At 41.6% G+C, this 18,955-nt stretch carries 14 protein-coding genes; 1 reads left to right on the forward strand and 13 read right to left on the reverse strand.

Going from position 1 to position 18,955, the window contains the following annotated elements; genetic code table 11:
* Window positions 1-245: 245 nt before the first annotated feature.
* The 6 genes from pnpS to EV579_RS09080 all read right to left on the reverse strand — a co-directional run bounded on the left by pnpS (window position 246) and on the right by EV579_RS09080 (window position 7,247).
* Window positions 246-1,988 (reverse strand): two-component system histidine kinase PnpS, encoded by a 1,743-nt coding sequence (gene pnpS, locus EV579_RS09055; protein WP_073206924.1) that lies wholly within the window; start codon window positions 1,986-1,988, stop codon window positions 246-248.
* Entirely contained in the window at window positions 1,981-2,709 is a 729-nt protein-coding gene (locus tag EV579_RS09060) for a response regulator transcription factor (RefSeq protein WP_024426141.1), read from the reverse strand. The genes pnpS and EV579_RS09060 overlap by 8 nt, the downstream gene beginning before the upstream one ends.
* A gap of 185 nt (window positions 2,710-2,894) precedes the next feature.
* Window positions 2,895-3,833: a malate dehydrogenase gene (mdh, locus tag EV579_RS09065; RefSeq protein WP_008356047.1), complete on the reverse strand. Its 939-nt coding sequence runs from the start codon at window positions 3,831-3,833 to the stop codon at window positions 2,895-2,897.
* 34 nt (window positions 3,834-3,867) lie between these two features.
* Window positions 3,868-5,139 carry an NADP-dependent isocitrate dehydrogenase gene (gene icd / locus EV579_RS09070; protein WP_024424789.1) on the reverse strand — a complete coding sequence of 424 codons (1,272 nt, stop codon included), beginning with the start codon at window positions 5,137-5,139 and terminating at the stop codon, window positions 3,868-3,870.
* Between the two features lie 148 nt (window positions 5,140-5,287).
* Complete coding sequence (gene citZ, locus EV579_RS09075; protein ID WP_024424790.1) at window positions 5,288-6,406, reverse strand: citrate synthase; 1,119 nt, start codon at window positions 6,404-6,406, stop codon at window positions 5,288-5,290.
* A 376-nt stretch (window positions 6,407-6,782) separates the two neighbouring features.
* A complete protein-coding gene (locus EV579_RS09080) occupies window positions 6,783-7,247 on the reverse strand; it encodes a DUF441 domain-containing protein (RefSeq protein WP_024424791.1) in 465 nt (154 codons plus the stop codon).
* A gap of 101 nt (window positions 7,248-7,348) precedes the next feature.
* On the opposite strand from EV579_RS09080, the gene ytvI reads away from it, so the two are divergent.
* On the forward strand, window positions 7,349-8,467 hold the full coding sequence (gene ytvI / locus EV579_RS09085) for a sporulation integral membrane protein YtvI (RefSeq protein WP_041115023.1): 1,119 nt from the start codon (window positions 7,349-7,351) through the stop codon (window positions 8,465-8,467).
* 26 nt (window positions 8,468-8,493) lie between these two features.
* On the opposite strand, the gene EV579_RS09090 is transcribed toward ytvI, so the two are convergent.
* The 7 genes from EV579_RS09090 to dnaE all read right to left on the reverse strand — a co-directional run bounded on the left by EV579_RS09090 (window position 8,494) and on the right by dnaE (window position 18,922).
* Window positions 8,494-8,883 (reverse strand): FxsA family protein, encoded by a 390-nt coding sequence (locus EV579_RS09090; RefSeq protein WP_024424793.1) that lies wholly within the window; start codon window positions 8,881-8,883, stop codon window positions 8,494-8,496.
* Between the two features lie 99 nt (window positions 8,884-8,982).
* Window positions 8,983-10,743 (reverse strand): pyruvate kinase, encoded by a 1,761-nt coding sequence (pyk, locus tag EV579_RS09095; RefSeq protein WP_024426143.1) that lies wholly within the window; start codon window positions 10,741-10,743, stop codon window positions 8,983-8,985.
* Window positions 10,744-10,770: 27 nt separating this feature from the next.
* Window positions 10,771-11,730 carry a 6-phosphofructokinase gene (pfkA, locus tag EV579_RS09100; RefSeq protein ID WP_024424794.1) on the reverse strand — a complete coding sequence of 320 codons (960 nt, stop codon included), beginning with the start codon at window positions 11,728-11,730 and terminating at the stop codon, window positions 10,771-10,773.
* Window positions 11,731-12,071: 341 nt separating this feature from the next.
* Window positions 12,072-13,049: an acetyl-CoA carboxylase carboxyl transferase subunit alpha gene (gene accA / locus EV579_RS09105; protein WP_024424795.1), complete on the reverse strand. Its 978-nt coding sequence runs from the start codon at window positions 13,047-13,049 to the stop codon at window positions 12,072-12,074.
* On the reverse strand, window positions 13,034-13,909 hold the full coding sequence (gene accD, locus EV579_RS09110) for an acetyl-CoA carboxylase, carboxyltransferase subunit beta (RefSeq protein ID WP_024424796.1): 876 nt from the start codon (window positions 13,907-13,909) through the stop codon (window positions 13,034-13,036). Before accD ends, accA begins: the two co-directional genes overlap by 16 nt.
* Before the next feature lie 303 nt (window positions 13,910-14,212).
* Window positions 14,213-15,445, reverse strand: a complete 1,233-nt coding sequence (gene ystJ, locus EV579_RS09115) for an NADP-dependent malic enzyme (protein WP_025092260.1) — start codon at window positions 15,443-15,445, stop codon at window positions 14,213-14,215.
* 141 nt (window positions 15,446-15,586) lie between these two features.
* Window positions 15,587-18,922 carry a DNA polymerase III subunit alpha gene (gene dnaE, locus EV579_RS09120; RefSeq protein ID WP_133744293.1) on the reverse strand — a complete coding sequence of 1,112 codons (3,336 nt, stop codon included), beginning with the start codon at window positions 18,920-18,922 and terminating at the stop codon, window positions 15,587-15,589.
* Between the last annotated feature and the right edge of the window lie 33 nt (window positions 18,923-18,955).

Here is an 18,955-nt window from a genome sequence, read left to right on the forward strand (position 1 = left end):
TCCATCGGCTGAGCCATTTCAGCCGTCTCTTTCACACATTGTATCATCATTTTATCAAAGTTTATTTTGAAAAGAAAATAGTCGAACCTGCATAAAAAAAGGGACGAAAACAACAAGTGTTTTCGTCCTTACAAAATTGGCTCCTTGGATGAAGGGGTTCCTATTCATCCTACCAATGATTGTTTAACTAAACATGAATCCATTGTAAAGATCATGTAAATTTTAACGTGACTTTCCTTTTTTCCCTATTTTGATTTCAGGCTCACTGTAAAAGTCGTTCCTTTACCTTGTTTGCTATGGACCGAAATCGTTCCTTCATGCGCCTCCACAAGGTGTTTGACAATGGCAAGACCAAGTCCTGTACCGCCTGAATTTCTACTTCTATCTTTATCAATTCGATAAAATCTCTCAAATATTCTTGGAATCTCGCTTTTCTTCATGCCGATTCCTGTATCTGCGACATCAAATTCATAGGCGCCTTTCCGCGGTCTTGCCGAAATGGTGACACTCCCTCCCTCTGGTGTATAGGTAAGGGCATTGTTCACGAGATTGAGGAAGATTTGCTTTAACCTCAGCGGATCTGCCATCACATAGACAGGCTCTTTCGGGATTCGCACTTGTAATTGAATGCCTTTTTCTGCGGCCTTTTGTTTTAAAAGGACTTCAATCTCTTGAATGATTTCTGTCGCATTGGCGTCTTGAATATTCAGTTTGAAATGCTGCTGCTCGATTTTGGAAAGATCGAGTAAATCTTGAATGAGAGTTTCGAGACGGACACTCTCTTTTAGAATGATGGAAAGGAATTGTGTCAGCGCTTCTTTGTCATCAATCGCTCCATCAAGAAGAGTTTCGGAGAATCCTTTAATCGACGTAATCGGTGTCTTTAATTCGTGAGACACATTGGCGACAAAATCTTTTCGCATCTGCTCCAGCTGCTTTGTTTCTGTCACGTCATGAAATACAAGGACAATTCCTTTCCATTCATCGTCTGTACTTAAAATGGGAACACCATCCACCTGGAAGTAGCGCCGTTCAATGTCAACGGCCAGGCGTAAAAACTTCCGCACCTTCGTTTCTGTCATGAAAATTTCGTCAATCAGCTCAATAATTTCTTCATGTGTAAATGCTTCATGATACAGCTTGTGCATGTAAATGTGCTTTTGCACTTTAAACTGCTTGCGGAAGGTTCGATTGACTAGGTTGATATACCCCATCTTATCAATCAAAATAATTCCTGCACCGATGTTTTCAATGACTGTTTGCAGACGGTCCCGCTGCATTTCCCCAGTGCTAGTCATTTCTTGAAGGCTTTCTGCCAGGCGCTTCATTGATGTATTAAGCTCACTTGTTTCGATGATGAGCTCTTCATAATGATTGGTATCATAGTTCCCGCGTTCCAGCTGTTTGGCTACCTTTGTGGCATAATCTATCGGTTTTACATATTTCATCGACATGCGGTATCCAAAGAAAACGATAATAATAATCGCCGAGCCAAGACAAACGGCTAATGCGAGCCAAAGCTGGCCGTCAATTTCATTTAAAGGCTGGAATGACGCATGGAGAAATAAATAGCCCACCGGTTTGTTTTGTTTCAGGATAGGGACGGCGTAATGAAACAGCGCATCCTTCTCATCCTCAATGACGACGCCTTTTGTTTGAAGGCGTTCATTGTTCAGTGTGTTTTGAATGATGCCCCTTTGCTCCGCTTGACCCGTTGTATGTATGATATTCCCCTTCAGGTCCACAATTGACGCATTCATATCGAGATGCTGCTTTGCCTGATTGAGGATCTCCTTGTTTTGCTTCGCCTGCAGATCATCACCATCCATGGAAGAAAGAAGAAAGCTCGATTCATTTTCCATTCTTCCCGTTAATTTTGTTTCATAAAAAACATGGAACATGTGATCCAAAAAAAGGCCAAGTGCAACAAACACAATAAAAAGGAGAAAAATAAGGCCCGAAAACAGACGGGTTCTAATTTTACTCATTTGGCTTTGGCTCCTCCAATTTGTAGCCTAAGCCGCGAATGGTTTTAATGTATGTTGGTTTTTTCGTATTCTTTTCAATTTTGTCCCGCAAGTGGCTGATATGTACATCCACAATACGAGTGTCACCTGCAAAGTCATAATTCCAAACGGCACTTAGCAGCAGATCACGTGTGAGGACACGTCCTTTATGCTTGGCCAAATAAAGCAGCAGTTCAAATTCCTTCGGCGTAAGCTCTAGGCGTTCTTCTTGGAAGTAGACTTCGTAGTGTTCTGGTAAAATGCGCAGTTCACCAATTTTGATTTGGTCTGCAATGACCTCTTCCTTCTCCTCTTGCGCGGGGACAGGCTGAGATTGCTGCGCTCTTCTCAAGATGGCTTTTACCCGAGCACCCACTTCTCTAGGACTGAATGGCTTTGTCATGTAATCATCGGCTCCAAGCTCAAGGCCGAGCACCTTATCAAATTCATCGTCCTTTGCTGTCAGCATTAAAATAGGGAACATCATTTTTTGAATTCTCAGTTGTTTACACACTTCAATGCCGTCCATCTTCGGAAGCATTAAATCTAATACAATGAGATCAGGCTGTTCACTTGCTGCTTTTTCAAGCGCTTCTTCCCCATCTCTTGCTGTGACGACATCATAGCCCGCCCTTTCAAGGTTATAGCTTAGAAGTGTTACAATCGATTCTTCATCATCCACAACTAATATTTTTTTATTCATGTTGTGCCTCCAATTAGTGATTTCCCCTGCATCCGTTTTTTTGTATCTTATGTGAAAAGCGAGAAGTCATGCTTTCTCTTTCATTTTAACGAAAGCTTAACAAGAGGACAATTTAAAATTTCGACAAGATTGGTTTTGTAAACAAAAAGAAGGCCCCTCATAAGAGAAGCCTTCTTTTTTTCATATTAAGACAATACTTTCATGACGTTCTTAACAGATTCAACAGAACGGTCAAGCTGACTTCTTTCTTCTTCTGTCAACTCAAGCTCAATGATCTGCTCAAGGCCGTTTCCACCTACGATTGTTGGTACACCAAGGTAAATGCCTTCGTAGCCATATTCACCTTCAAGGTATGCAATCGTTGGGATGACGCGGCGCTGATCTTTTAAAATCGCCTCAACCATTTCTACTAGTGAAGCAGCAGGTGCATAATAGGCACTACCGTTACCTAATAGGTTTACGATTTCGCCGCCGCCTTTTCTTGTTCTTTCAACAATCGCATCAATACGATCTTTTGGAATCAATGTTTCAAGCGGGATACCGCCTGCATAAGAGTAACGAACAAGCGGAACCATGTCATCGCCATGTCCACCAAGGACAAAGCCCGTCACATCTTTGACAGATAGGTTTAATTCTTGAGCAACAAACGTACGGAAACGTGCTGTATCAAGAATGCCCGATTGTCCAATGACTTTTTCTTTTGGTAATCCTGATTCTTTATAAACTGCATATGTCATTGCATCAACAGGGTTTGTTAACACAACAATAATGGCTTCTGGAGAATATTTAACGATTTCGCGTGTCACGCTGCGCATGATTTTTTCATTTGTTGACACGAGATCGTCACGGCTCATTCCCGGCTTTCTTGCAATTCCTGCCGTAATGACCACGACATCAGAACCGGCTGTATCTTCGTAGTTAGAAGTGCCTGTAATGTTCGCATCGAAGCCTTGAACAGGGCTTGCTTCCAGCATATCAAGTGCTTTCCCTTTTGTTGGGTTCTCAAGCTGCGGGATATCAACTAATACGACATCCGCTAATTCTTTTTGAGCTGTTAGAAATGCTGTAGTTGCTCCAGTAAAACCTGCTCCGATGACAGATACTTTTTTACGCTTGTTTGCCATTTCCTTTTTCCCCTTTAACTTTAAAGTTTAAGAATCAAGACAAGTTTTTGATGAGCTCGTCAGCAAACTCAGAACATTTTACTTCTGTTGCGCCATCCATTAATCTAGCAAAATCGTATGTGACGACTTTAGATGCAATTGTTTTTTCAACAGATTGAATCACTAGATCAGCTGCTTCCTGCCAGCCAAGGTGCTCAAGTAAAAGCACGCCTGATAGAAGAACAGAAGATGGATTCACTTTATCAAGACCAGCATATTTTGGTGCTGTTCCGTGAGTCGCTTCAAAAATAGCGTGTCCTGTTTCGTAGTTGATGTTCGCACCAGGTGCGATACCAATTCCACCAACTTGTGCTGCAAGTGCATCAGAGATGTAATCTCCATTTAAGTTCATTGTAGCCACAACATCGAACTCAGCTGGACGAGTTAAGATTTGTTGAAGGAAAATATCTGCAATGCTGTCTTTGACAATGATTTTGCCAGCAGCTTCTGCTTCACTTTGCGCTTTGTTTGCCGCATCTTTTCCATCTTGTTCTACAATACGATCATATTGTGCCCATGTAAAGACCTTGTCGCCAAACTCTTTTTCAGCCACTTCGTAGCCCCAGTTTTTGAAGGCACCTTCTGTAAATTTCATGATGTTTCCTTTGTGAACAAGCGTCACAGATTTACGGCCTTGGTCAATTGCATATTGGATAGCCGCTCTGACAAGACGGGATGTACCCTCTTCAGAAACTGGCTTGATTCCGATACCTGACGTTTCTGGGAAACGGATTTTGTTCACACCTAATTCGTTTTTCAAGAAGTCAATTAACTTCTTCACTTCGTCTGAACCTTTTGCATACTCGATACCAGCATAGATATCTTCTGTGTTCTCACGGAAGATCACCATATCTGTGTCTTCTGGACGTTTCACAGGAGAAGGTACCCCTTTGAACCAGCGAACAGGACGTAAGCATGTGAATAAATCAAGCTCTTGTCTAAGTGCCACGTTTAATGAACGGATTCCTCCGCCAATTGGTGTTGTTAGTGGTCCTTTAATCGCAATTAAGTATTCACGAATGTCTTCAAGCGTTTGCTCAGGAAGCCACTCTCCAGTTTTATTGTAAGCTTTCTCACCTGCATATACTTCTTTCCAAGTGATTTGCTTTTCACCTTTATATGCTTTTTCTACAGCTGCTTCAAGTACTCTTGATGCTGCTTTCCAAATGTCAGGACCGATTCCGTCCCCTTCGATAAACGGGATAATTGGATTATTTGGTACATTCAATACGCCGCCAGTAACTGTAATTTTTTCGCCTTGTGACAATGATATTACCTCCCAGGTTATGTAGTGAATATTTGAAACTTCTTGGCTTGATGTCTGCAAGCAAAAAAGTTTTTCACGTGATTCGTTTTTTTGTTGATATGGAGGCTGATTGGCCTTTTGAAATCAGCCCCCGCTTATTCTATAAACATTAGTCTCTTTCACTGATCGGAACAAAGGTTTGAAGATCAGGTCCAATGTAGTCAGCTCTTGGACGGATGAGTCGGTTGTTGTCATATTGCTCTAGAATGTGAGCAATCCATCCAGAGAATCGGCTGATCACGAAAATTGGTGTAAACAAGTCATGATCAATCCCAAGACTGTGATATACAGATGCAGAATAAAAATCAACATTTGGTGGAAGATTTTTCTCTGATGTCACGATTTCCTCTGCGCGAACAGACATTTCATACCATTTCGGCTCGCCAGTGAGGTTTGTTAAACGCTGACTCATTTCTTTTAGATGCTTTGCACGCGGGTCACCTTGACGGTATACGCGGTGGCCAAAGCCCATAATTTTTTCTTTCTTCTCTAGCTTACCATGAATATAGGAATCTACGTTTTCAACTTCGCCAATTTCTGAAAGCATCTTCATCACGCCTTCATTAGCGCCGCCATGAAGCGGTCCTTTCAGCGCACCGATCGCCGCTGTTACACCAGAGTAGATATCTGATAGTGTAGCAACACATACACGTGCTGTAAATGTCGATGCGTTTAATTCATGATCCGCATGTAGAATAAGTGCCTTATCAATGGCTTCAATTTCTACTGGTGACGGCTCTTCGCCATTTAGCATATACAAGAAGTTTGCAGCATAGCTGTATTCTTCTTTTGGCTGTACAGGCTCAAGTCCCTTGCGAATACGTGAAAACGCAGCGACTAGTCCAGAAATTTTCGCCTGTAAGCGAATCGCCTTTCTGTAATTCGCTTCTTTGTCCATAATCTCTGATTCGTCATCGAGTAAACCTAGTAAGGATACTGCTGTACGAATCGCAGACATTGGATGAACCCCATCGAGCGAATAAGATTTAAAATGCTCAATGATTTCTTGCGGAATCTGAGCATTTTCATTGAGCTGCTGTTTTAATTCACTCAGCTCCTGCTCATTCGGCAGCTTTAAGTGCCATAACAGGTAGACAATTTCTTCGAATGTAGCTTTTTCAGTTAAATCATCGATATTGTACCCTACATAAGTAAGAGTATCATCAATAATTGAGCTTACGGATGAAGTTGTTGCCACGATACCTTCAAGACCTCTTGTTGCTGTCATGTTCAATCTCCCCTTTTTAAAAAGATTCCCCTTCGTTGCAGAATTCTCACTTTTTGAAAGCGCTATCCAATCCGAATAAGATAACAGGCTCAGAAAAGAAAATGCTTACATTTACCTATACGGTTAGAGCGCTTATAGCCTCATATCTCTTGTGTGATCAATGAGTTCAAAATTAAGCCTATTCCCATTATAAACAATAATCAGACATTTGTTAAATGTTTAACTATAATTTTTTTTGATATTTTTTTTTCCAGTCTCCCATATCAGGCATGGAATAAAGGGATTTTACTTCTTTTAATATATTTAATTATGTTTTTTTGCAAAAGCTCACGCAAGAAAAAATTTAAAAAAGAAAGTGGCAGGAACCACTCTCTTTTCACCCGCTGAAAAATTTCACAGCCTGCATCGCCAAATAAGCGATTCCTGCCCCGATGAGCGGCCCAACAGCCACACCTTTAAATAAGCTGACTGCCAAAATGGTACCAAACACAAGCGCTGCCGTAATATGCGGATCATTTTCGAGTAGCACAATCCCGTTTTTTGCAATTAATGCTACTAATATACCCGCTCCAAGAGCTATCCAAGCATAGGAAGATTTCATCGCTTCTCCAAGCTGCTTAAATCCAATGTCACCTGTTGCAATCGGGACCAGCACAGCAATGGTAATAACGGTGACTCCCCAATTAATGCCTTTAGATTGGAGAACCGGGAAAATTTTTTGATCCAGGCCAATCAGCTTAATTGCGATCAGCACAGATACCGCTACAATTAACGAATTGTTTTTAGCAATAAGTGCAATAACGAGTAAAAGTACCAAAAATAAATTTGCTTGAGTAAACATACGCCGCTCCTTTCTTTCTTTTTATTGCGACCTTTTCATATTACTAATCTTTTTGAATAAAATGAAGTATCGGACATGCTTGTTTTTTTGGAGGGGATTGTGTGAATCACGCCTATGTGGCCATTTTTCTGCGAAGTTTGATGATGATCAGCATTGCTGTTTTTGCTGTTGTCTTTTTATATCAGTCTTTTCCGTTTTTATATCCTTTTTGGATCGCCCTTATTGTGTCTTGTTTAATTCATCCTGCCGTATGCAAAATCGAAGAGATCACCGGAATGCCGAGAGGATTTGTTGTGGTCATTGTGCTCTTGCTCTTTTTAGTCGCAGCTGCCGGGTTAATGACGCTTTTAGTAGCGGAAATCATTTCAGGAAGTGCTTATTTGGCAAAGGTGCTGCCCCGCCATCTTGATCAAATGATTGGTATTGTTGAGCAATTTTTCACTGACAAGATTCTGCCTTTATATCATGATATGACGGCCCAATTTAATACGCTTCAAGCAGGTCAAAAGGAATCGATTTTGGGACAAATTCAAGCACTCGGTGATGAAGCGGCCGCAAAAATCGGGACTTTTCTTTCGAAAACACTCGAGCTTATTCCAGCGTTTTTAGGTCTTTTGCCTGATGCAGCAGCCACTCTGTTATTTTCTGCTCTCGCAACTTTTTTTATCACGAAGGATTGGTTTACGTTAAAAACATATGGCTCACGTATCTTTCCCGCAAAATGGATGCAGCATACACGCGCCATTTTATCTGAAATCAAAAAAGCCATTACTGGCTTTATGAAAGCCCAGCTCCTGCTTGTGGCCATGACGATTGGTATTGTATTGATTGGACTCATCATTTTAAAAGTTGAGCACGCCCTTGTGATTGCTTTATGTATTGGGCTCGTCGATTTACTTCCATATATCGGGAGCGGTACTGTTTTTCTACCGTGGATCATTTATTCTGCTATGACAGGAAATCTTTCCCTCGCCATTGGACTGGGCATTTTGTATATTGTCGTCCTCATTCAAAGACAAATATCAGAGCCAAAAGTCTTAAGCAAATCCATCGGACTTAATCCTTTAGCAACGCTTGTAGCGCTATTTGTCGGGTTAAAATGGTTTGGTTTCTTAGGACTTGTGATTGGCCCTGCCTCACTTGTCGTGTGGCAGGCGTTCCGTAATGCAGGAGTTTTCAGAGATATTTATGAGTACATTCGGTATGGCATGCAAAAATAAAAGAGACCTTCAGCCTGAAGGTCTCTTTAACGAATGATCGTGTAGCGGTTACGATTAGACATGTTTCTAAGCCAGCGTTCAAAGAGCGGCTTGATTCCCTTTCTCGTCACCGGAATGAGCAGCAAAGCCCCAATGAGATCCGATAAGAAGCCTGGTATGAGCAGCAGCAGACCGCCGATTAGAATGCAAAAACCATCGACAATCGCTCCCCCTGGCATCTTTCCATATTGCAAATCTCGCTGCACTTTTTGGAAGGCTTCTATACCTTGTTTTCTTGCAAAATAAGCACCTAAGGCACTTGTCAGCACGATGAGCAGCATCGTTGGCAAAATGCCAATAATTTTACTTGAGATTAAAAATAAACTAATTTCCACCGCAGGGAACAGAATTAATAATAGTAGAAAATATTTCTTCAACCATATCACCTCATGGGGTATCTTTCATCGAAAGCTGTTTACTTTTTTTAGTGTAACATAAAAAAAGAGAGGAGTCAGACAACTCCCCTCTTGGATGATTTAAAGGACGCTCGCACGGCCTTTGTAGATCGCTCCGCGTGCTGGATCTACTGTAATCTCTTCGCCTTCTTTTAAAAGTGTCGTGGCGCTGTCAAGACCAACAATCACTGGAATGCCGAGGCTTAGTCCAACAACTGCTGCATGGCTTGTTAAACCGCCTTCTTCTGTGATAAGGGCAGATGCTTTTTCTAAAGCTCCCATCATATCACGATCTGTGCAGTTTGCAACTAGGATCGCACCATCGTACATTTTTTCTTCTGCTTCTTTTCCGCTTTGTGCAATGACAACCGGTCCAAATGCAGATTTACGGCCAATCCCTTGACCTTTCGCAATAATGTCACCGACAACATATACTTTCATTAAGTTCGTCGTACCTGTTTCACCAACTGGCACACCGGCTGTAATCACAATTAAATCGCCGTGTCTTACATAGCCTGTTTCAATAGACTTCTCTACTGCATTCTCAAGCATTTCATCAGTAGACGTCGTTTTTGAGCCGCTCTTTGCAAATACACCGAATACAAGAGATAGCTTTCTCGCAACTGATTCGTTTGCAGTAACTGCTACGATTGGTGCTTTTGGTCTATATTTTGAAATCATTCTTGCTGTATGTCCGCTTTCCGTCGGTGTCACAATCGCTGCTACATCAAGCTTCATTGCTGTATGTGCAACAGATTGACCGATCGCGTCTGTAATACTGACTTCTACTTCTTCGCTTCTGCGAGAAAGAATGGCTTTATAATTTAGTGCTTCTTCTGAACGTGATGCAATGTTATGCATTGTTTGTACGGCTTCTACTGGATATGTTCCTGCTGCTGTTTCACCAGAAAGCATAATCGCATCTGTACCGTCAAAAATAGCATTTGCCACGTCACTTGCTTCCGCACGAGTTGGACGAGGGTTACGCTGCATGCTGTCCAGCATTTGAGTCGCTGTGATGACAGGCTTGCCTAAACGATTGCATTTTTTGATCAGCATTTTTTGAACAAGCGGTACTTCTTCTGCCGGGATCTCTACACCAAGATCTCCACGCGCAACCATTAAACCGTCAGATACCTCAAGGATCTCGTCGATGTTATCAACACCCTCTTGGTTTTCAATCTTAGGGATGATTTGAATATCAGTCGCATTGTTCTTTTCAAGAAGCTCACGAATTTCAAGAACATCAGAAGCTCGTCTCACAAAAGAAGCTGCGATGAAATCGACGCCTTGTTCAATTCCAAACAGAATATCATTGGCATCCTTTTCTGTAATACCTGGCAGGTTCACACTGACGCCAGGGATGTTGACGCCTTTTTTGTTTTTGAGCGTGCCTGTATTCATGACTTTAGTGACGATTTCTTTGCGGTCCTTGTTAATTTCTTTTACTTCTAAACCAATCAGACCATCATCTAATAGAATCGTTGAACCTACTTCTACATCATGAATTAAATCTTCGTATGTCACACTAATTTTTTCCGTATTTCCAACAATGTCTTCCATACTCACGATAAGATCAGCACCAGCGACTAGCTCAATTGAGCCGTTTTCAACTGTACGTGTACGGATCTCTGGACCTTTTGTATCTAGAAGGATCGCAATGTCCTTGCCTAATGTTTTACCTGCTTTACGTATGTTTTCAATGCGTGCACCATGCTCTTCAAAATCTCCATGGGAGAAGTTTAGTCTGGCTACATTCATTCCTGCTTCAATCAATTCAGTCAGCTTTTCAATGCTTTCACTTGCTGGACCGATTGTACAAACGATTTTTGTCTTTCTCATTACTGTTCCTCCTAAGGTCTTCTCGTTTTATATAGAGAGCTCTTGTGAAAGTCGGTACATATTTTTATCGACTGTATGTTTTTTATCTAAGATTTCTAAAATATCGTGATGAACGAGTTCATTGCTTTGAATGCCTACACAGCGTCCGCCTTGTCCTTCAAGAAGAAGCTCGACTGCATATGCTCCTAAACGGCTTGCCAGTACACGGTCAAACGCACTCGGAGAACCTCCGCGCTGAATATGCCCTAAGACAGATACACGTGTTTCAAGGCTTGTCTCCTCTTCAATCCGCTTACCAAATTCAACACCGCTGCCTACGCCTTCTGCAACGATGATGATACTATGCTTCTTGCCGCGTTCGTGACCTCTTCTTAACCTAGCAATAATTTCGTCCATGTCATAGTCTGCTTCAGGAATCAAAATAGATTCGGCTCCGCCTGCAAGTCCTGACCAAAGGGCAATATCACCAGCATGTCTTCCCATTACTTCCACTACGTATGTACGTTCATGAGATGTGGCTGTATCACGAATTTTATCAATGGCATCAATGACAGTATTCAGTGCTGTATCAAAGCCAATAGTGAAATCAGTACCTGGAATATCGTTGTCAATCGTGCCTGGAACACCTACACATGGAAAACCGAGCTCTGTTAATTTCTTCGCTCCCATAAATGACCCGTCTCCACCAATGACTACAAGTCCTTCAATACCGAATTTTTTTAAGTTTTCAATTCCCTTTTCACGACCTTCAACTGTCTTGAATTCAGGACATCTTGCCGTGTAAAGTTTTGTTCCTCCACGATGAATGATATCGCCTACTGAACCTATTTCGAGTTTCTCAATTTTACCGTTAATTAGACCTGAATATCCATTATAAATACCGTAAACTTCAACATTATGGTAAATTGCTTTCCTTACAACTGCGCGCACAGCTGCATTCATTCCTGGGGAATCCCCACCGCTTGTTAAAACTCCTATACGCTTCATCTTTTTCACCTCAGAGACCATATATGAATTAAACATACCATTTCCACTGCTTGAAAACAATCATGAGCAAATTTGGATGTTTTCAATACGAATTTCTAAAACCGTACTTATTATACAATTAAATAAACCGTTTTTAAACAAAAGTTAAGAACGTCATGAAAGCAAATCTCTCTGAAATCTGTAAAGGCAGGTGCTATAAACCTTGTCATATCAAGGTTTATAGACGTTTCAAATTTTATGAAAACAAAAGAAAATTATTTTCAAATAGCGCTTACATGAAGACGGTTTTCATGAAAAAAGATGAAAAAAATAAACGCCAGCCAAAAAGGCTGTACGTTTATTTAGTTTACCCCAATATATTGATTTTCAATCGAGACTTTCCCGATTGCTTTGTATTTTTCATATCTTTGTTCGACTAGTTCTTCAGGCGTTAGTTTGAGCAAAGATGTAAGTGACTGTTTTAATGTTTTTTCCATGTAAGCTGCTTGTTGTTTCACGTCTCGATGTGCTCCACCTTGCACTTCTTTAATAACATCATCTATAATATCTAATTCTTTTAGGTCTGGAGCGGTAATTTTCATTGATTCTGCAGCTTTTTTCGCAAGTGATGAGTCCTTCCAGAGCAGTGCTGCTGCACCTTCAGGTGAAATCACTGAATATGTTGAGTTTTCTAGCATGAATAGGTGGTTTCCTACGCCTAAGCCTAGTGCACCACCGCTTCCGCCTTCTCCAATGACAATACAGACAACCGGTACACGAAGTCCTGCCATTTCGAATAGGTTTTTCGCAATTGCTTCACTTTGTCCGCGCTCTTCAGCCGCTTTACCAGGATAAGCTCCTTTTGTATCAATAAAGCAAATGATCGGGCGATTAAATTTATCTGCTTGTTTCATCAAGCGCAGCGCTTTACGGTAGCCTTCTGGATGAGGCATTCCGAAATTACGGCGCAAGTTTTCTTTTGTATCTTTACCGCGCTGATGGCCAATAACCGTGACAGGAAGCCCTTTAAACGTGGCAATTCCTCCAACGATCGCTTCATCATCACCATAAAAACGGTCACCGTGACATTCGAAAAAGTTGTCAAACAGCTCTTGAATGTAATCGAGAGTTGTTGGGCGCATCGCATGCCGAGCAATCTGCACTCTGTCCCACGGCTTTAAATTTGTATAAATGTCTGCTTCAAGCTTGCTCAGACGTGTTTCAAGGCGCTCAATTTCTGCACTTAAATCCATTTCTGAGTTTTGTGTGAACTTTTTCAGTTCATCAATTTTCGCTCGAAGTTCAATGACAGGTTTTTCAAATTCTAGTTCTCCAGCCACTCTCGTTCACCTCCTGTGCTGTGTAGTGCTAAGATTCGGCCTAGTGTTTCTTTCATTTCTGCACGATGGATCACAGCATCAAGCTGTCCATGCTTCATTAAAAATTCAGCCGTCTGGAAGTCCTCTGGCAGGTCTTCACGAATCGTTTGTTCAATGATTCTGCGGCCTGCAAAACCAATTAAAGCACCAGGTTCTGCAAAATTGTAATCACCGAGAGACGCAAAACTAGCTGATACACCGCCAGTTGTTGGGTTCGTCATCACAGAGATAATCAAACCTTGATCCTCGCTGAACAGTTTTAATGCTGAACTTGTTTTTGCCATCTGCATGAGACTGAGAATTCCCTCTTGCATTCTCGCTCCGCCAGAAGCAGTAAAGATAATAAATGGCACCTTGTCCGCTTTTGCTTTCTCGATCGCCAGCGTGATCTTTTCACCAACAACGGATCCCATGCTGCCCATACGGAACGTGGCATCCATGACAGCAATCACAGCACTTTGGCCTTCAATTTCACCTTTACCAGTGACAATGGCTTCATTCAAAGATGTTTTTTCTCTGTCTTTCTCAAGCTTTTCTTCGTAGCCTGGGAAACCGAGCGGGTTTGATGAAATGAGGTGCCCGTTAAATTCTTCAAATGTGCCTTCATCTACAAGGCTTTCAATACGCTGTTTTGCATTCATTTGCAAATGTCTGCCGCAATTCATACAAACACGTAAATTTTTATCTAGTTCTTTGGTGAGCATTATTTTTTTACATTGCGGACATTTGGTCATGATGCCTTCAGGCACATCTTGACTTGCCTGTTCAGAGGGTACAGATGCATATTTTTTCTTTTTACTGAAAATATTCTTGATTGACAAATGACTACCTCCCTTTTTGAAGGGTTTTTTCTTTACACGCACATCCACTATTATAGGACATGTCATAACTGTACCGAAACTATTGTACTTTTTTTGTCAAACGCTGTCATCCTTCATTCAATTTTTTCAGTGGGGAATTGATGAGAAATGAGTATGTGTTTGGGGCGCTGAGCAGTTGATGTGTTTGAATTGTGAACGTCTACAAAAAAATCTCATTCCGGATGAAAAAATTTTCGCGTAAGAGAGGAAATGGTGCACGTTTTTCTCCAGTTTCAGAAAGAACGTGCACACTTTTCCAGTTGATTATTCGCCAATAATCGTTAATTTTCTTGTTTTTTCAGCGACAGCTTCTGGGTCGACCTTGATTCTTGCAACGCCAGTTTCCATTGCTGCTTTTGCCACCGCTTTTGCTACCGCTGGTGCTACGCGTGCATCAAATGGTGCAGGAATGACATATTCAGCTGACAATTCTTCATCTGAAACAAGAGACGCAATCGCTTCAACAGCTGCGATTTTCATTTCTTCGTTAATGTGAGTTGCACGTACATCTAATGCTCCGCGGAAAATTCCTGGGAATGCCAGTACGTTGTTCACTTGGTTCGGGAAGTCAGAACGGCCAGTTCCTACAACACTTGCTCCTGCTGCATGTGCATCTTCTGGCATGATCTCTGGATTTGGATTAGCCATAGCAAAGATGACAGGATCTTTTGCCATTTTTCCAACCATTTCTTTTGTTAAAGCGCCTGCCACAGAAACCCCGATAAAGACATCTGCGCCTTCAATGACCTCTTCTAATGAACCTTCTTTACGGTCTTGGTTCGTGAATTTAGCTACTTCGTTTTTCACTGCATTCATACCGTTCGGGCGGCCTTCGTAAATAGCACCTTTCGTATCACACATAATGATATCACGTACACCGAAATGATAAAGAAGCTTGATAATCGCAATTCCTGCTGCTCCGGCGCCGTTTGCCACTACTTTAATTGAAGACATGGATTTTCCAGATAGCTTCAGTGCATTCACAAGTCCTGCTACTGTCACAATCGCTGTTCCGTGCTGATCATCGTGGAAAACTGGAATGTTTGTCTCTTTTTTCAAGCGCTCTTCGATGATAAAGCAGTTAGGAGCTGCAATATCTTCAAGGTTCACACCGCCAAAAGTCGGCTCAAGAAGCTTCACTGTTTCAACGATTTTGTCTACATCGTTCGTTGCAAGCGCGATTGGGAAGGCATCTACGCCTGCAAAACTTTTGAATAATACAGCTTTCCCTTCCATTACTGGAAGAGATGCTTCTGCACCGATATTTCCAAGTCCTAAAACAGCGCTTCCGTCTGTGACAACAGCGACCATATTGCCTTTCATTGTATAATCATACACTTTGCTTGTGTCGTCATAAATATCTTTACATGGTTCTGCAACACCAGGTGAATAAGCCAAGCTCAAGTCTTTCGCATTTTTCACTTGTACTTTTGATTTTGATTCGAGTTTGCCTTGATTCTCTTTGTGCATATGTAATGCTTCTTCTCTTAATGACATGTGATGAACACTCCTTCAAGTGGAAAATGATTTAATGATTTGCTAAATTGATAAGCACATACTGGCAGTTTTAAATACACAGAATCTTTAAAATGATAACACAATAGGTGAATTTGTAAAACATATTTAGGCGATTTGTCATCATTTAATCACAACATTTTGTTCACCGAGCAGCTCTTTTAACTGGAAAATCACAGCATGATCTGCATGAACTTTGTATGCATCTGGAAGTCTCATCGTCTTTTTTTGCTTCTCATAATACAAATAGACATCTGCTTCTCCGCTGTGCATCGAAAGGATTCGTTTTACTTGCTCTAGCAGCTCCTGCGTATGATTCTCTTCTTTCACACGAATGTAGACAGACTCTTTTCTTTTTACGTCCATCTCTTCCAGCAAAGCAGCTTCTTGCACGATGATTTGACTGCTGTCATTTCTGACCTCTACTCTGCCTTCAACATAAAGCATGTTGCCCTCCTCAAGTAAGGGGGACAGCTTTCTAAATTGCTCTGGAAAGACGACGCCTTCCATTTCTCCCGTTTCATCCCCAAATGTAACAAATGCCATCGATTGTCCATTTTTTGTCCGAATCGATTTCACTTTTGTCAAAAGACCACCCATTGAGATTTTACGCTTAATATAGGAAGAAAGTCTGATGATTTCCACTGCACCATTCTCTCTTAAGCGGTCTCGGTACGCTTGTACTGGATGATTTGATAAATATAACCCGAGTGCCTCTTTTTCAAATTGCAGGAGATCAACAAGCGGCATTTCTTCTATCTCCGCATATTTTGGCTTAATGGAGAAGGTTGTATCCCCAAGAAAGTCCAGCTGATCCTCTGGATTTAAAAATGACACGTGGTCTAACGCAATATCTATCGATGCTAATAACGAAGCACGATTGGGATAAAATTCATCCATCGCCCCTGAAAAAATGAGCGCTTCAATCGTTTTTCGGTTGACACTCTTTGGTGATACTCTTGCGCAAAAATCAAATAAATCTTCAAACGGCTTTTCCTGTCTTGCTCTGTATATATCCTTTACAGCTGACACTCCGACATTTTTAATCGCTCTTAAGCTGTAGCGGATCTCCCCTTTTTCAACCGTAAATGGAAACTCACTCTTATTAATAGAAGGCTTCAACACAGATATCCCTTTTTCCTTCGCCTCATAGAAATATTGAGCAATTTTGTCTTCATTTCCAATTACACTCGTTAAAAGACCGCACATAAAATATAACGGATAATGCGCTTTTAAATAAGCAAGCTGAAAGCCAATCATGCTATATGCAACAGCATGGCTTCTATTAAAACCATAGTTTGCAAATTTGACGATTAAGTCATAAACGTCATTTGCAATGTTAACAGGATACTCCTTTTTTAGGCATCCTTCAACAAAATGGCTTCGCTCTTCATCAAGGACCTTTTTATCTTTCTTTGAAACAGCTCTTCTTAATAGATCTGCCTCGCCCAGCTGAAAACCGGCCATCTTCGCTGCAATCAGCATGATTTGCTCCTGATAGACGATGACCCCATATGTATCCTTTAATATGTCATACAAATCAGGATGAGGATAGGAGACCTTGACTCTGCCATGCTTTCGGTCGATAAAAAGCGGGATATTTTCCATTGGACCTGGACGATAGAGGGCATTGACCGCCACGATATCTTCTAAACTAGACGGCTTCAGGCGCCTCAGCACCTGACGCATCCCCTGTGATTCAAGCTGGAATATTCCAGTTGTATCTCCCGCGGATAACAATTCAAACGTTTTTTGATCCTCATATGAAATGTCACTAAAGTTAATGTGGACGTTTTCCTGTCTTTCAATCTGGTTTTTAATGGATTCAATTAATGTTAAATTTCTGAGTCCTAAGAAATCCATCTTTAAAAGTCCGAGATCTTCTAAATAATTCATCGCATACTGCGTTAAATACACACCTTCATGGCCGTCTTGAATCGGAACGACCTCTGTCAGCGGCTCCTCGCTCAGCACAACGCCAGCTGCATGTGTCGAGGTGTGTCTTGGCAAGCCTTCTACCTTTAAAGCAGTTTGGAAGACCTTTCGAAGCTCATCGGATTGCTGAAGCATCGTTTTTAATTCAGAAGATGCAGTCACCGCTTCTTTCAGCGTCGTTCCTGGCTTTGATGGAATCAGCTTGGCAAGACGGTCCGCTGCCTTTGAATCAATTCCCATCACACGTCCAACATCCCTTAAAGCAGCTTTTGCTGCCAGTGTTCCAAACGTGACAATTTGCGCCACATGCATATCTCCGTATTTGTCTTTTACATAAGAAATGATTTCATCTCTTCTCGTGTCGGGGAAATCAATATCAATATCTGGCATGCTGATTCGCTCTGGATTTAAGAAACGCTCAAATAAAAGACCGTGACGGAGCGGATCGACATCCGTAATAAACAGAACGTATGCAACAAGTGAACCCGCTGCTGATCCCCGTCCAGGGCCTGTGACAATCCCTTTGTCATGCGCATATTTCATAAAATCCCACACAATGAGAAAATAATCACTGAAATTCATTTTTTGGATAATGCTCAGCTCATATTCAAGCCTTTTGACATACATGTCATTCGAAGCAAGCTTTCTTTGCTTCATCCCTTCTGCGCACATTCTGCGTAAAAACTGATCTGCTGTTGATTGATCAGGAGTCGGGTAAGATGGGAGTTTTGTCTGCCCAAGATTTAAATCAACTTCACAGCGGTTTGCAATCTCCACCGTTCTTGTCAGCAGCTCTTGATTATCTCTATACCATTCCAACATTTCTTCAAAGGATCTGAAATGCTTTTCTCCTCGGTCTTCCTCTATCTCTGAAAGCTGCTTACCTGCTTTGATCGCTTTTAAGCACGTATAAGCCATTTTGTCTTCTCGATTGATATAGTGAACATCACCCGTCGCAACAAGAGGAATGTCTGTACTTTGTGAGACGTCCCACAGTTTGCCGGCGAGCGATTCGTCCTGCTGAAATGGCTGAAGTGAGATATACACATGTCCCTCGCCGAATATATGCTTCAATTGTTTAGCGGCTTCACGCGCTTCTTCTAACTGATCATGCTGCAAAAGCGTTTCAATATACCCAGATGCGCCTGGTGTGATGGCAATGAGACCGCGGTGATAGCTTTTGAGCCATTTCTCTTTCAATCCGGCTTTTGATTTTGATTTCAGCACACTGCTGATTTTGATTAGGTTTTGATAGCCTTCATTGTTTTTTGCAAGGAGTACCAAGGGATAAGCCTCTGTCTCTTGTTCATCTATGAAGACAGAAGCTGTTAAACCGATAACCGGCTTGATGCCATGTTTTTTACATTCCTTATAAAATTCAACCGTGCCATACATCACATGGTCATCGGTAAGAGCGAGCGCCTTGCAGCCAAGTTCTTTTGCTTTCAGCACAAGCTCCTTTACTTTAGCTGCACTGCTTAACAAGCTGTATCCACTGTGGACCTGAAGATGAACATAAGACATGCTTAATCCACTCCTTTCGTCTAAAGTCATTCT

Source organism: Bacillus sp. BK450 (assembly GCF_004364885.1).
Taxonomy (GTDB): Bacteria; Bacillota; Bacilli; order Bacillales; family Bacillaceae; genus Bacillus; species Bacillus safensis.